Origin of the sequence: Herbaspirillum chlorophenolicum, from assembly GCF_001189955.1 — a bacterium.
Classification (GTDB): domain Bacteria; phylum Pseudomonadota; class Gammaproteobacteria; order Burkholderiales; family Burkholderiaceae_D; genus Herbaspirillum; species Herbaspirillum chlorophenolicum.
Window position 1 is genome coordinate 112,991 of record NZ_LFLT01000003.1, and the last position, 13,381, is coordinate 126,371.

Consider the following 13,381-nt stretch of genomic DNA (forward strand, 5'->3'; position numbering starts at 1 on the left):
CGCATCACTTCAGGCGCAGTTCGGCGGAACGGGCGTGCGCCTGCAGGCCCTCGCCATAGGCCAGCTCTGCGGCAATCTTGCCCAGCGTCTGGGCGCCGGCTTCAGACACGCGGATCAGGCTCGAACGCTTCTGGAAATCGTACACGCCCAGCGGCGATGAAAAGCGCGCAGTGCGCGAAGTCGGCAGCACATGGTTGGGGCCGGCACAGTAGTCGCCCAGCGATTCGGACGAAAAACGGCCGAGGAACATGGCGCCGGCATGACGGATCTTGTCGGCCCAGCGCTGCGGATCTTCGGTGGAAATTTCCAGGTGTTCTGCGGCGATCATATTGGCGATCTCGCAGGCCTCCTCCATATCGCGCACTTTCACCAGCGCGCCGCGGTCGGTCAGCGAGGTGCGGATCACATCCTTGCGCGGCATGGCGTCGAGCTGCTTGTTGATGGAGGCTTCGACTTTGGCGATGTAGCCGGCATCCGGACACAGCAGGATCGATTGCGCCAGTTCATCGTGCTCGGCCTGCGAGAACAGGTCCATGGCAATCCAGTCCGGGTCGGTGCTGCCGTCGCACACCACCAGGATCTCGGAGGGCCCGGCAATCATGTCGATACCGACCACACCGAACACGCGGCGCTTGGCAGCGGCGACATAGGCGTTGCCGGGGCCGACGATCTTGTCGACTTGCGGAATGGTCGCCGTGCCATAGGCCAGCGCGCCGACAGCCTGCGCGCCGCCGATGGTGAACACGCGGTCCACGCCGGCAATCGCGGCAGCGGCCAGCACCAGTTCATTCTTCACGCCGTCCGGCGTGGGCACCACCATGATGACTTCCTGCACGCCGGCCACCTTGGCCGGGATCGCGTTCATCAGCACCGACGAGGGATAGGCAGCCTTGCCGCCCGGCACGTAGATGCCGACGCGGTCCAGCGGCGTGACCTTCTGGCCCAGTTCGGTGCCGTCAGCTTCCCGGTACAGGAAACCGTCGGAGCCGCACTCTTTCTTCTGGCGCTCGTGGTAGGCGCGCACGCGGTCGGCTGCAGCTTGCAGCGCCGCACGGCGCGTTTCCGACAGGCCGGCCAATGCCGCCTGCAAGGCATCCTTGCCGATTTCCAGCGCGGCCAGCGAGGCTGCCTGCACGCGGTCGAAACGCTGCGTGTACTCCAGCACTGCAGCATCGCCGCGCGCCTTGACGTCGGCCAGGATGCCGGCGGCGGCACGGTCGATGGCCTCGTCTTCGCTGGCTTCGAAGGCCAGCACGGCCGACAGCTTGTCGCGGAAGCCGGCGTCGGAGGAATCGAGTTTTCGGATGGCAATGCTCATGGGGTCACCTGCAATACGGCTGGGTTCAACTTGGTTTCGTTGCGGTCTTACTTGGCTTTGGACGCCTTCTCGAAGGCGTCGAGGATGGGCTGCAGGCGCTCGCGCTTCAGCTTCAGCGCAGCCTGGTTGACCACCAGGCGCGAGGAGATGTCGATGATGTGCTCGACTTCCACCAGCTTGTTGGCGCGCAGCGTGCCGCCGGTGCTGACCAGGTCGACGATGGCATCCGACAGGCCCACCAGCGGTCCCAGCTCCATCGAACCATACAGCTTGATCAGGTCGACGTGCACGCCCTTGGCGGCGAAGTGTTCGCGCGCGGTCTTGACGTACTTGGTCACTACCCGCAGGCGCGCGCCCTGGCGCACCGCGTTGGCGTAGTCGAAGCCTTCCTGCACTGCTACCGACAGGCGGCATTTGGCGATGTTCAGGTCGATCGGCTGGTACAGCCCCTCGCCGCCATGCTCCAGCAGCACGTCCTTGCCGGCCACGCCGAAGTCGGCCGCGCCGTATTGCACGTAGGTCGGCACGTCCGAAGCGCGCACGATGATCACGCGCACGTCGGGGTCGTTGGTCGGCAGGATCAGCTTGCGCGACGATTCCGGGTCTTCGGCCACGGTGATGCCGGCGGCTTTCAGCAGCGGCAGGGTTTCTTCGAAGATGCGGCCCTTGGAAAGCGCCAGCGTCAGTTGTTGGGTCATGTCTTGGACTTTGCGAAAGGCTTATTTGACGCGTTCGATGTCGGCGCCGATGGCCGACAGCTTGGCTTCCATACGGTCGTAGCCACGGTCGAGGTGGTAGATGCGCTCGACCAGGGTCTCGCCCTGCGCCGCCAGGCCGGCGATCACCAGCGAGGCGGAGGCGCGCAGGTCGGTAGCCATCACCGGCGCACCGACGAACTTGTCCACGCCCTTGATGATGGCGGTGTTGCCTTCGATGTCGATGGCCGCGCCCAGGCGGTTCAGCTCCTGCACGTGCATGAAGCGGTTTTCGAAGATGGTTTCGGTGACGTGGCTGGTGCCATCGGCGATGCAGTTCAGCGCCATGAATTGCGCCTGCATGTCGGTCGGGAAACCGGGGTATTCGGTGGTGCGGAAGCTCACCGCCTTGGGACGCGCGGCCATCTGGATACGGATCCAGTCCTCGCCCGAGGTGAGGATGGCGCCGGCTTCGCGCAGCTTGTCCAGCGCCGCGTCGAGCAGGCCGGAACGGGTGCGGCGCAGCGTCACGTCGCCGCCGGCGGCCGCCACCGCGCACAGGAAGGTGCCGGTCTCGATGCGGTCGGCAATCACTTCGTGGGTGGCGCCGTGCAGCTTGTCCACGCCCTGGATCACCAGGCGGTCGCTGCCGATGCCTTCGATCTTCGCGCCCATCTTCACCAGCAAGTTGGCCAGGTCGCCCACTTCCGGTTCGCGCGCGGCGTTTTCCAGCACGGTCTCGCCTTCGGCCAGCACCGCGGCCATCAGCAGGTTCTCGGTACCGGTGACGGTGATCATGTCGGTGACGATGCGCGCGCCCTTGAGGCGCTTGGCCTTGGCATAGATATAGCCGGCGTCGATGTGGATCTCCGCGCCCATGGCTTGCAAGCCCTTGATGTGCTGGTCCACCGGACGCGAGCCGATGGCGCAGCCGCCCGGCAGCGAGACCTTGGCTTCGCCGAAGCGCGCCAAGAGCGGGCCCAGCACCAGGATACTGGCGCGCATGGTCTTGACCATCTCATACGGCGCTTCCAGTTTGGTGATGTCGTTGCCGTTGAGCACGGTCTCATCGCCGTTTTCCTGCACGCGCAGGCCCATCTGCTTCATCAGCTTGGTGATGGTGATCACGTCCTGCAGGTGCGGGATGTTCTTCAGGTGCAGGTCGTCGGCCGTCAGCAGACCGGCGCACAGGATGGGCAGCGCCGCGTTCTTGGCGCCGGAGATGGTGACTTCGCCGGAGAGGCGCTTGCCGCCGCGGATCAGGAGCTTGTCCATGTTCTTGCCTTATTTCTGGAATTCTTCGGGAGTGAGGGTCTTCATCGACAGCGCGTGGATCTCTTCACGCATGCGGTCGCCCAGCGCGGCGTAGACCAACTGGTGGCGCTGGATCAGGCGCTTGCCGGAGAAGGCGTCGGAAACGATGACGGCGTTGAAATGCTGGCCGTCGCCTTCGACTTCAATATGCTGGCATTCAAGGCCGGCAACGATATAGCTTTTGACGAGTTCGGGTGTGGGTAGCATGGTTCGGCTCTTCACTAGGTTCGATAATGGGGCGGCACTTCAGTGCGAACCCGCGCGCAGCTTGTAACCGCTCTTGAGCAAGCGCACTGCCAGCGTGGCGAGCACCACGAAGAACACGGTCACGATGCCAAGGCTGGTCATGGGATTGATGTCGGACTGGCCGAAGAAGCCGTAGCGAAAGCCATCGATCATATAAAAAAACGGGTTGAAATGCGACACCGCCTGCCAGAACGGCGGCAGCGAGTGTATCGAATAGAACACGCCGGCCAGGAAAGTCAGCGGCACGATCAGGAAATTCTGGAACGCCGCCAGCTGGTCGAACTTCTCGGCCCAGATGCCGGCCACCAGGCCCATCGTACCCAGAATGGCCGCGCCCAGCACGGCGAATACCACGATCCACAACGGCGCCACGAAATCCAAGTGGCCGAACCACGCAGTGACGACGAACACGCCGGCGCCGACGATCAGGCCGCGCACCACCGCCGCCAGCACATAGCCGCCGAACAGCTCCCAGTGCGACAGCGGCGTCAGCAGCACGAACACCAGGTTGCCGGTGATCTTGGACTGGATCAGCGAGGATGAACTGTTGGCAAAGGCGTTTTGCAGCACGCTCATCATCACCAGGCCGGGCACCAGGAAACCGGTGTACTGCACACCGGGATAAACCTGTACGTGGTCCTGCAGCACGTGGCCGAAAATCAGCAGGTACAGCAGCGCGGTCATGATCGGCGCTGTCACGGTCTGCGTCGCCACCTTCCAGAAACGCAGGATTTCCTTGTAGAACAGGGTCTGGAAGCCGGTCATTTTTCATCTCCCATGATCTGGATGAACACATCTTCCAGGTCGGCCTGTTGCAATTGCATGTCGTCGATCTCGGCGCCTGCGGCGCGCAGCGCGGCCAGGATCGGCTCGACTTCCTTGTAGTCGGTCACACGCAGCGTGAACTTGTTGCCCGACAGCAGTTCCTCCGGATGCGTCACCAACGGCTTGAGCGCATCCGGCAAGCCGCCGCTCTTCAAGCGCAGCGCCAGTTGCGAGCCGGAAATGCGCTTGATCAGGCCTTCGGTGGAGTCCAGCGCCACCACACGGCCGAACTTGAGCATGGCGATGCGGTTGCACAGCGCCTGCGCCTCTTCCAGGTAGTGGGTGGTCAGCACGATGGTGTGGCCTTCGCCGTTCAGGCGGCCGATGAATTTCCACAGCGTCTGGCGCAGCTCCACGTCCACACCGGCGGTCGGCTCGTCCAGCACGATCACCGGCGGCTTGTGCACCAGCGCCTGCGCCACCAGCACGCGCCGCTTCATGCCGCCCGAGAGCGCACGCATGTTGGTGTCGGCCTTGTTGGTGAGGTCGAGGTTTTCCATGACCTCGTCGATCCACTTGTCGTTGTTCTTCAGGCCGAAATAGCCGGACTGCATGCGCAAGGTTTCGCGCACGGTGAAAAAGGGATCGAACACCAGCTCCTGCGGCACCACGCCCAGCTTCATGCGTGCGGCGCGATAGTCGGTGACCACATCGTGGCCGTGGATGGTGACGTTGCCGGAGTCCGCCCGGTTCAGGCCGGCGATGATGGAGATCAGCGTGGTCTTGCCGGCGCCGTTGGGGCCCAGCAAGCCGAAGAATTCGCCTTCTTCGATCGCCAGCGAAACGCCGCCCAGCGCCTGCAGCGACTGGTAGCGTTTCTTGATGTCATTGATTTGCAAAGCGGCCATGTTGCCGATAGCCCGTTCTATTCGTTACTTTTAAGAAAGAATAAGGTGGCAGGAATTCGCCCTGCCGGCCTCGCCCTGGCATCCTGGTGCGGCCGCCGTGGCGGTCGTCGCGTCCCTGCGGATGCCTTGTGATGTCATTTGATGGATCGCCGCGCTGCTGCGCCATGGAACCATGCGGCTCACGCAAGGCACACCGGGCACCCCGAAATGGCACAGAACCAGCGTCATGAACTGGCGGTAAAACAGGAGATTATAGGGGAATTCGATTTTCCGGGCCGGATTGCCGCAGACGCGGCGGCAGCCTTGGGAATGCCGGAATAACGGCGGTGGAGGCCGTCAGTGATGTCGATCGGTGGCGGAAGTGGGCGCCGCCGAGGCATTGCCGTGCAGCAGCGGCGAAACGCCATAGAGGTCGGCCAGGCTCTGCAGGTTGGCCGGCAGCGTGCCGAACTCGAGCGCCGCGCCGCGGGCCTGTGCCGCACGACGCCAGGCCAGGAGCGTAGCCACCGCCGACGAATCGACCACCGCCACTTCGCTGACGTCGATGCTGGCCTGGCCGGCGGCGATGGCCGACAGCCCCTCGCTCAGGACGGAACGGGCATTATTGACGGTCAGCGAGGTGCCGGGCTTGAACATGGTCGATGGTCTTTCTGGATTACTTCTTGCCGGCAGAACGTGCCGCCAGTTGCTTGTTCTTGTCCGACAGCGCCTTGATCAGGCCGTCGATGCCGCCCTTGTTGATTTCATTGGCGAAGGTCCCCTTGTAGGCTTCCACCAGCCAGGCGCCCAGCACGTTGACGTCATACAGCTTCCAGCCGTCGGCCTTCTTTTCCAGGCGATAGCTCAGTTGGATCGGCTCGCCGCCGCGTGCCGAGATCACTTGCGAATTCACTTCCACTTCAGTGTCGGTCGGCGCGGCGCGCAGCGGCTTGAATTCGATCTTCTGGTCGCGCACCTGCGACAGCGCGCCGGCGTAGGTATAGACCAGCAGGCTGCGGAATTCGGTAATCAGCTGCTTTTGCTGGTCCGGAGTGGCTTGGCGCCAGAAACGGCCGGCCGCGAGCTGGGTCATGCGCTCGAAGTCGACATAAGGCAGGATCTTCTGCTCAACCAGCTGCATGATGCGAGTGTTGTTGCCGGACTGGATGTCCTTGTCGTTCTTGGCGGTATCCAGCACTTCCGAGCTGATGCGCTTGACCAGCGCGTCCGGTGCCTCCTGCGCGGAAGCAGCGCCGGAAAAGGCCAGTGCGGAAACGGCGATGGCGATAAATTTGGTGAACATCTTCATAGGTCTTTATCCATTCGAATAGGAGCGGCGAAACCGCATGCCGCTGAAAGTCGGTGAGCCGGCGCAAACTTCCGACGACGGCCGGCCTTCTTTCGAGACCGCGCAGCCCGTCGGGTTCCCGTGCTGTCACAGACGGCGACGGATCTTACAGTTTGTGCGATTTACTGCAATTTCAAGAAGCCGGCCGCAGGCGGCAACGCCGCCGTGGCCACGCCATCACGGCTTGATGGCTTCTTCCTTCTGTTCGCTGCCGGAATTGCCGCCATTGATTTGCGACTGGCGGCGCTGCAGGTAGGCGTCACGCACGAAATCGTACTTGTCCAGCGCAGCGTCTTCCAGCAGGGTCGAGGCATCCAGCAACTGGGCGCGACGATCCACCACACGGATCACGCTGCCTACGTTACGCCAGCGGACCGGACGCTTGTAGGTCCACAGGTCGCCATACAGGTCGACCGGCAGGCCGGCGGTGTCGCGGATGGTGGACGGGCCGAAGAACGGCAGCACCACGTACGGGCCGGAGCCTACGCCCCACTTGCCCAGGGTCTGGCCAAAGTCGGACTTCTCGCGCGGCAGGCGGGCTTCGGTCGCCACGTCCAGCACGCCGCCCAACCCGAAGGTGGTGTTGATCGCCACGCGCATGAAGGTCGACACGCCTTGCTCGACACGGCCTTGCAACAGCTGGTTGATCGACGACCACAGGTCGCCGATGTTGCCGAAGAAGTTGCCCACGCCGGCCTGCACCGGATTCGGCACCACTGCGTCATAAGCTTGCGCAGCAGGCTTGAGCGCCACCTTGTCGACGGTGTCGTTGAAGCTGAACATGGCGCGGTTGAAGCCCTCCAGCGGATCGCCAGGGTTATTGTTGGTGGCGCAACCGGTCAGGGCTGCGGCTGCCAGGGCAAATGCGCCGATGCGCGCTGCGTAAGTCATTTCGAATCATCCTTTCCCTCTGCCGCTTTGCTATAGAGGAACTGACTGATCAGATTCTCCAGAACAATGGCAGATTGTGTCATTTTTATAGTATCGCCCGACGCCAGGTTGACGGTATCGCCACCCGGTTCGAGGCCGATGTATTGCTCGCCCAGCAGGCCCGAGGTCAGGATCTTGGCAGAGCTGTCCTTGGGAAACTTGTAACCGTCATCCATGTTGAGGGTAACGATGGCGCGGAAAGTCTGGTCGTCGAAGCGGATCGAATCGACCCGGCCCACCACCACACCCGCGCTCTTTACCGCCGCGCGCGACTTCAGTCCACCGATGTTATCGAAATTGGCCTTGACGGTATAGGTTTTCTGGCCGAACGACATGGCGCTCATGTTGCCGGCCTTGAGCGCCAGAAACACCAGTGCCGCCACGCCCAGCAGCACGAAGATTCCAACCCAAGCGTCCAGTGATTTACGTTGCATAGTCAACCCTTTTATTGATTCTGTCAGCTGAACATCAGCGCGGTCAGGAGGAAGTCCAAGCCCAGCACCATCAGCGAAGCGATCACCACGGTACGGGTGGTGGCGCGCGCCACGCCTTCCGGCGTCGGCTGCGCCTCATAACCCTGGAACAGCGCCACGAAGGTCACTGCGATACCGAACACGATGCTTTTCAGCACGCCATTGGCAATGTCGTTCCACACGTCCACGCCGCCCTGCATCTGCGACCAGAACGCGCCTTCGTCGACGCCGATCAGCAGCACGCCAACCACATAGCCGCCCATCACGCCCACCGCACTGAAGATGGCGGCCAGCACCGGCATGGCGATCACGCCGGCCCAGAAACGCGGAGCAATCACGCGCTGCAGGGGATTGACGGCCATCATCTCCATTGCCGACAACTGCTCGCCGGCTTTCATCAGGCCGATCTCGGCGGTCAGCGAGGTGCCGGCGCGGCCGGCGAACAGCAGCGCAGTCACCACCGGACCCAGCTCACGCGTCAGCGACAGCGCCACCAGCAGGCCCAGCGCCTGCTCGGAACCGTACTTGTTGAGCGTGTAATAGCCTTGCAGGCCCAGCACGAAACCGACAAACAAGCCCGATACCGCGATGATCACCAGCGAATAATTGCCGATGAAATGGATCTGGTCGGTAACCAGGCGCGGACGGCGCAACAGGCCCAGCGACGCACCCAGCATATTGAAGAACATGCGCGCGGCAAAACCCGTGCCGACGATGAATTCGCGGACGCCGCGGCCCAGGCTGGCCAACAGGTTGACGATCATGATCGGCCTCCCAGCCCCAGGTCCTCGGCCAGCGACTTGCCCGGATAGTGGAAAGGCACCGGACCGTCCGACTCGGCGTGCACGAACTGCTTCACGTAGGGATCGGTCGACGTACGCATCTCGGCCGGCGTACCTTGCGCCACGACCTGTCCCTGCGACAGGAAATACACATAGTCGGCGATGGCGAAGGATTCGTTGACATCGTGCGACACCAGGATCGAGGTCGAGCCCAGCGCATCGTTCAAACGTCGGATCAGGTTGGCGGTCACGCCCATGGAAATCGGATCGAGGCCGGCGAAGGGCTCGTCATACATGATCAGGAGCGGATCGAGCGCGATCGTGCGCGCCAAAGCAACACGGCGCGCCATGCCGCCGGAAATTTCAGCTGGCTTCAAGCTTGCTGCATTGCGCAAGCCGACCGCGTTGAGCTTCATCAGCACCAGGTCGCGGATCAGATCTTCGCCCAGGTCGGTGTGCTCACGCAGCGGGAAAGCCACATTGTCGAACACCGTCATGTCGGTAAACAATGCGCCGTTCTGGAACAGCATACCCATCTTGCGGCGCAGCAGATAGAGTTGCTTCGTATCGAGACCGGGGACGTTCTCCCCATCCACCGTCAGCGTGCCCTGCTGCGGATGCAGCTGGCCGCCGATCAGGCGCAGGATGGTGGTTTTTCCCGAACCGGAACCGCCCATCACCGCCACGACCTTGCCGCGTGGAAAATCCATGCGCAACCCGGTCAGGATGGGGCGGTCGCCATAACGGAAATGCAGATCGCGGATTTCTACGATATTTGGCAAAGCGGTTTCTTTGATTTCTTTGGAAACCGACATTGTAGAGCAAAATTTACAAATCGCTTTCAAGACGGCAATACAGCGTGTAAATGGCTTGCAACGAAATTGTATGTTCTTAACAATTTCCCGACATTTTCACCTCAGTTACCGTTTTTTAAGCGCGCCGCCCTTACTGACATATCAGTCATTAAATTCTCGCGAAACACATAAAATTGCTAAAACGTGGTTCGCGTACAACGTTTGCTTACTTCTTGAGCAATCCTATCGACACGAATCGTATCGGCATTCGGCAACCACGCAGTTTCGCGCCCGGCTGCACATGCCCGCCCTAGGGCAACCTCGCCCGGCTTGATACAATGGCGGTTTTGCTTTCGGAAGAATTTGTCATGAGCCTCAAATGCGGCATCGTGGGCCTGCCCAACGTCGGAAAATCCACCCTCTTCAACGCCCTGACCAAGGCCGGCATCGCCGCCGAGAACTATCCGTTCTGCACCATTGAGCCGAACGTGGGCGTGGTGGAAGTCCCCGATCCGCGCCTGAACGCGCTGGCCGACATCGTCAAGCCGGAACGCATCCTGCCGGCCACGGTGGAATTCGTCGACATCGCCGGCCTGGTGGCGGGCGCCTCCAAGGGCGAAGGCCTGGGCAACCAGTTCCTGTCGCACATCCGCGAAACCGACGCCATCGTCAACGTGGTGCGCTGCTTCGAAGACCCGAACGTGATCCACGTCGCCGGCCGTGTGAGCCCGCTGGACGACATCGCCGTGATCCAGACCGAACTGGCGCTGGCCGACATGGGCACCGTCGAAAAAGCCATCCATCGCGAACAGAAGAAGGCACGCTCCGGCGACAAGGATGCCGCCAAGCTGGTGACGCTGCTGGAACGCATCATGCCGGCGCTGGACGAAGCCAAGCCGGTACGCGCGCTGAATCTGGATGCAGAGGAAATGCTGCTGATCAAGCCGCTGTGCCTGATCACCGCCAAGCCGGCCATGTATGTGGCCAATGTCTCCGACTCCGGCTTCACCAACAACCCGCTGCTGGACCAGTTGACGGCCTACGCCAAGGAACAGAACGCCCCGATCGTGGCCATCTGCGCCGCCATCGAGGCCGAGATCGCCGACCTGGACGATGCCGACAAGGCGGACTTCCTGGCCGACATGGGCATGCAGGAACCGGGCCTGGATCGCCTGATCCGCGCCGCCTTCAAGCTGCTGGGCCTGCAGACGTATTTCACCGCCGGCGTGAAGGAAGTGCGCGCCTGGACGGTACCGGTCGGCGCCACCGGCCCGCAAGCCGCGGGCGTGATCCACACCGACTTCGAACGCGGTTTCATCCGCGCCCAGACCATTGCCTATGAAGACTACATTGCCTTCAAGGGCGAGGCAGGCGCCAAGGAAGCCGGCAAGATGCGCGCCGAAGGCAAGGAATACATCGTCAAGGACGGCGATGTGATGAACTTCCTGTTTAATGTCTGATTAACGCCTGATCTCGCGCAGCCGTCAGGCTTTGTCGTATTGCAGTCATCGCCGGCAGGTATCCTGCCGGCGTCAACCTTTATAGCAGCACCATGAGCAAGCAAGCCATCCCGCAACCGGGCAGCGGCAAAAGCCGCGCCAAGCGCCCGCCGCAGGCAGCCGATGCCGCGCCCCAGGCCAACGAAATTCGTCCCGGCCAGTCGATCGAACTGCTCAAGGAACTGCACATCCTCACGCGCGACGGCAAGCTCAACCAGGACAGCCGCCGCAAGCTCAAGCAGGTCTACCACCTGTACCAGTTCATCGAACCGTTGCTGGCCGAAGTGCTGCAGGACCATCCCGACGTGACGCTGGTCGACCACGGCGCCGGCAAGTCCTACCTGGGCTTCATCCTGTACGACCTGTTCTTCAAGGCCTTGCAAGGGGCGCCGCACATCTACGGCATCGAGACCCGCGAAGAACTGGTGAAGAAGTCGGAAGAACTGGCCGCGCGCCTGGGCTTTGGCGGCATGTCCTTCGTCAACCTGTCGGTGGCCGACTCCATCGTGTCCGACAAGCTGCCGCAGCAGATCGACGTGGTCACCGCGCTGCACGCCTGCGATACCGCCACCGACGACGCCATCCATTTCGCGCTGAAGAAGCAGGCGCGCTTCATCGTGCTGGTGCCGTGCTGCCAGGCAGAGGTCGCCTCGGTGCTCAACCGCCACAAGGGCAAGTCGCTGGCCAATTCGCTCACCGAGATCTGGCGCCACCCATTGCACACGCGCGAGTTCGGCAGCCAGGTCACCAATGTGCTGCGCTGCCTGCAACTGGAAGCGCACGGCTACAAGGTCAGCGTGACCGAACTGGTGGGCTGGGAGCATTCGATGAAGAACGAACTGATCATCGCGCAATACCGCGACCTGCCGCGCCGCCGTCCGGCCGATCGCCTGCTGGAAGTGCTGCGCACGCTGGGACTGGAAGAGATGGGAGAACGCTTCTTCGTGTCGCAAACAGCTGAAGCGATGCAGTAAAGAAAGGCCGCGGGAACATTTCCTGCAATGGGGGTAAGATAGCGGCGCTTCTCGCAGCAGGTCTTCAGGATTGGGCTGATGCTGCCGATATAGCCGCCAGTATGACGATGCCGGACGCCACAAGCGCCGGCGGGAAAGCAAGGGGATACCGGGAAACCGGTTTGCGCAACGGGGGCCGGCCAAACGCCGGAAAATGCACATGACATCCGCTGTCGACACGGAAACGCTCATCGCCGACAACCAGCAGTTGCGGGCTGAACTTCAGGATCTGCTGCAGCAGGCGCACATCAACCAGTCCATCATCGAACGCCACCAGGCTTTCGACCTGAAGCTCATCGGCGCCAGCGAATTCCGCGAACTGATCGAGGCCATGCTGACGACCATGCCCGGCGTGTTCAACCTCGAAACCGTGACGCTGTCCCTGATCGACGACGACTACGCGATCCAGCGCATCCTGCGCGACCTGCAGATCGGCCTGAACGAATTCCCCAACCTGCTGTTCCTGAAACAGCAAATCGCCTTCCCCGATGAAGACGGCCGCCGCCCGTCAGCGGAAAAGCCGCGGCTGGGCGAGTACCTCCCGGCGCTGCACCTGCCCTTGTTCCCCAACTACCAGCCGGTCAGCGTGGCCGTGCTGCCGCTGGTGCGCCAGCATCGCCTGCTGGGTTACCTGGCGCTGGGCAGCGCCTACCAGGAACGCTTCACGCGCAAGCTGGCCACCGATTTCATCCAGCGCCTGGCGACGGTCGCCGCGATCTGCCTCGAAAACGTCATCAACAACGAGCGCCTGAAACATATCGGCCTCACCGACCCGCTCACCGGCGTGAACAACCGCCGCTATATCGAGCAGCGCATGCATGAGGAAGTCGCACGCGGCCAGCGCGAACGCTCGGCGCTGTCCTGCCTGTTCATCGATATCGACCATTTCAAGCGCGTCAACGACCAGTTCGGCCACCAGAGCGGCGACGATGTGCTGCGCGAAGTGGCGGCGCGCATCAAGAAGGAGCTGCGCCTGTCGGATGCGCTGGGGCGTTTCGGCGGCGAAGAATTCGTGGTGCTGCTCACGCATGCCACGCGCGATGATGCGGCGCGCATCGCCGAGCGCATCCGCGCCGGCATCGGCACTCGCGGCATCATGATCGAGGGTTCGCGCGATCCGCTCAAGATCACCGCCTCCATCGGCTCGGCCTCGCTGGTGCCGCCGGACCGCAGCCGCCCGGCCGAGGAGGTCAAGCAGGCCATGCTCAAGGCCGCCGACCAGGCGCTCTACCAGGCCAAGGAAAGCGGCCGCAATCGCGTGGTGCTGGCGCCGATGGCCTGAAAAAGAAAAAAGCCGGCAATGCCGGCTTTTTTATC

General features: G+C 62.5%; 15 protein-coding genes. 3 read left to right on the forward strand and 12 right to left on the reverse strand.

What is annotated here, in order from left to right:
* Positions 1-4: 4 nt before the first annotated feature.
* The 12 genes from hisD to AKL28_RS03620 all read right to left on the reverse strand — a co-directional run bounded on the left by hisD (position 5) and on the right by AKL28_RS03620 (position 9,540).
* On the reverse strand, positions 5-1,318 hold the full coding sequence (gene hisD, locus AKL28_RS03565) for a histidinol dehydrogenase (protein WP_050466677.1): 1,314 nt from the start codon (positions 1,316-1,318) through the stop codon (positions 5-7).
* 47 nt (positions 1,319-1,365) lie between these two features.
* A complete protein-coding gene (gene hisG / locus AKL28_RS03570; RefSeq protein WP_050466678.1) occupies positions 1,366-2,016 on the reverse strand; it encodes an ATP phosphoribosyltransferase in 651 nt (216 codons plus the stop codon).
* Between the two features lie 21 nt (positions 2,017-2,037).
* Positions 2,038-3,288: a UDP-N-acetylglucosamine 1-carboxyvinyltransferase gene (murA, locus tag AKL28_RS03575; RefSeq protein ID WP_050466679.1), complete on the reverse strand. Its 1,251-nt coding sequence runs from the start codon at positions 3,286-3,288 to the stop codon at positions 2,038-2,040.
* A gap of 9 nt (positions 3,289-3,297) precedes the next feature.
* A complete protein-coding gene (locus AKL28_RS03580) occupies positions 3,298-3,534 on the reverse strand; it encodes a BolA family protein (protein WP_050466680.1) in 237 nt (78 codons plus the stop codon).
* A gap of 39 nt (positions 3,535-3,573) precedes the next feature.
* Entirely contained in the window at positions 3,574-4,338 is a 765-nt protein-coding gene (locus tag AKL28_RS03585; protein ID WP_050466681.1) for an ABC transporter permease, read from the reverse strand.
* Positions 4,335-5,246 carry an ABC transporter ATP-binding protein gene (locus AKL28_RS03590; protein WP_050466682.1) on the reverse strand — a complete coding sequence of 304 codons (912 nt, stop codon included), beginning with the start codon at positions 5,244-5,246 and terminating at the stop codon, positions 4,335-4,337. Before AKL28_RS03590 ends, AKL28_RS03585 begins: the two co-directional genes overlap by 4 nt.
* A gap of 336 nt (positions 5,247-5,582) precedes the next feature.
* Entirely contained in the window at positions 5,583-5,882 is a 300-nt protein-coding gene (locus AKL28_RS03595; protein ID WP_050466683.1) for an STAS domain-containing protein, read from the reverse strand.
* A 19-nt stretch (positions 5,883-5,901) separates the two neighbouring features.
* Positions 5,902-6,534 (reverse strand): MlaC/ttg2D family ABC transporter substrate-binding protein, encoded by a 633-nt coding sequence (locus AKL28_RS03600; protein WP_050466684.1) that lies wholly within the window; start codon positions 6,532-6,534, stop codon positions 5,902-5,904.
* A 216-nt stretch (positions 6,535-6,750) separates the two neighbouring features.
* Positions 6,751-7,464: an MlaA family lipoprotein gene (locus tag AKL28_RS03605; RefSeq protein WP_050466685.1), complete on the reverse strand. Its 714-nt coding sequence runs from the start codon at positions 7,462-7,464 to the stop codon at positions 6,751-6,753.
* The gene (gene mlaD / locus AKL28_RS03610; protein ID WP_050466686.1) at positions 7,461-7,937 is read right to left on the reverse strand and encodes an outer membrane lipid asymmetry maintenance protein MlaD; all 477 of its coding nucleotides are present in this window, start codon (positions 7,935-7,937) and stop codon (positions 7,461-7,463) included. Before mlaD ends, AKL28_RS03605 begins: the two co-directional genes overlap by 4 nt.
* Before the next feature lie 23 nt (positions 7,938-7,960).
* Entirely contained in the window at positions 7,961-8,740 is a 780-nt protein-coding gene (gene mlaE, locus AKL28_RS03615; protein ID WP_050466687.1) for a lipid asymmetry maintenance ABC transporter permease subunit MlaE, read from the reverse strand.
* Positions 8,737-9,540, reverse strand: coding sequence for an ABC transporter ATP-binding protein (locus tag AKL28_RS03620; RefSeq protein ID WP_174525335.1), 804 nt, complete (start codon positions 9,538-9,540; stop codon positions 8,737-8,739). The genes mlaE and AKL28_RS03620 overlap by 4 nt, the downstream gene beginning before the upstream one ends.
* 380 nt (positions 9,541-9,920) lie before the next feature.
* Here AKL28_RS03620 and ychF point away from each other — a divergent pair, with 380 nt between their 5' ends.
* From ychF to AKL28_RS03635, 3 genes are all read left to right on the forward strand, one after another.
* Positions 9,921-11,012, forward strand: coding sequence for a redox-regulated ATPase YchF (gene ychF / locus AKL28_RS03625; RefSeq protein ID WP_050466688.1), 1,092 nt, complete (start codon positions 9,921-9,923; stop codon positions 11,010-11,012).
* A gap of 92 nt (positions 11,013-11,104) precedes the next feature.
* Entirely contained in the window at positions 11,105-12,025 is a 921-nt protein-coding gene (locus tag AKL28_RS03630) for a class I SAM-dependent methyltransferase (RefSeq protein ID WP_050466689.1), read from the forward strand.
* A 199-nt stretch (positions 12,026-12,224) separates the two neighbouring features.
* Positions 12,225-13,346 carry a GGDEF domain-containing protein gene (locus AKL28_RS03635; protein ID WP_050466690.1) on the forward strand — a complete coding sequence of 374 codons (1,122 nt, stop codon included), beginning with the start codon at positions 12,225-12,227 and terminating at the stop codon, positions 13,344-13,346.
* The last annotated feature ends 35 nt before the right edge of the window (positions 13,347-13,381 follow it).

What these genes read in the sequence shown, in the direction of transcription:
- AKL28_RS03600 (WP_050466684.1), bottom strand. Translation starts at nt 6,534, where the DNA reads ATGAAGATGTTCACCAAATTTATCGCCATCGCCGTTTCCGCACTGGCC.
- AKL28_RS03605 (WP_050466685.1), bottom strand. Translation starts at nt 7,464, where the DNA reads ATGACTTACGCAGCGCGCATCGGCGCATTTGCCCTGGCAGCCGCAGCC.
- AKL28_RS03595 (WP_050466683.1), bottom strand. Translation starts at nt 5,882, where the DNA reads ATGTTCAAGCCCGGCACCTCGCTGACCGTCAATAATGCCCGTTCCGTC.
- AKL28_RS03590 (WP_050466682.1), bottom strand. Translation starts at nt 5,246, where the DNA reads ATGGCCGCTTTGCAAATCAATGACATCAAGAAACGCTACCAGTCGCTG.
- AKL28_RS03585 (WP_050466681.1), bottom strand. Translation starts at nt 4,338, where the DNA reads ATGACCGGCTTCCAGACCCTGTTCTACAAGGAAATCCTGCGTTTCTGG.
- AKL28_RS03635 (WP_050466690.1), top strand. Translation starts at nt 12,225, where the DNA reads ATGACATCCGCTGTCGACACGGAAACGCTCATCGCCGACAACCAGCAG.
- mlaD (WP_050466686.1), bottom strand. Translation starts at nt 7,937, where the DNA reads ATGCAACGTAAATCACTGGACGCTTGGGTTGGAATCTTCGTGCTGCTG.
- hisD (WP_050466677.1), bottom strand. Translation starts at nt 1,318, where the DNA reads ATGAGCATTGCCATCCGAAAACTCGATTCCTCCGACGCCGGCTTCCGC.
- mlaE (WP_050466687.1), bottom strand. Translation starts at nt 8,740, where the DNA reads ATGATCGTCAACCTGTTGGCCAGCCTGGGCCGCGGCGTCCGCGAATTC.
- AKL28_RS03630 (WP_050466689.1), top strand. Translation starts at nt 11,105, where the DNA reads ATGAGCAAGCAAGCCATCCCGCAACCGGGCAGCGGCAAAAGCCGCGCC.
- AKL28_RS03580 (WP_050466680.1), bottom strand. Translation starts at nt 3,534, where the DNA reads ATGCTACCCACACCCGAACTCGTCAAAAGCTATATCGTTGCCGGCCTT.
- hisG (WP_050466678.1), bottom strand. Translation starts at nt 2,016, where the DNA reads ATGACCCAACAACTGACGCTGGCGCTTTCCAAGGGCCGCATCTTCGAA.
- ychF (WP_050466688.1), top strand. Translation starts at nt 9,921, where the DNA reads ATGAGCCTCAAATGCGGCATCGTGGGCCTGCCCAACGTCGGAAAATCC.
- murA (WP_050466679.1), bottom strand. Translation starts at nt 3,288, where the DNA reads ATGGACAAGCTCCTGATCCGCGGCGGCAAGCGCCTCTCCGGCGAAGTC.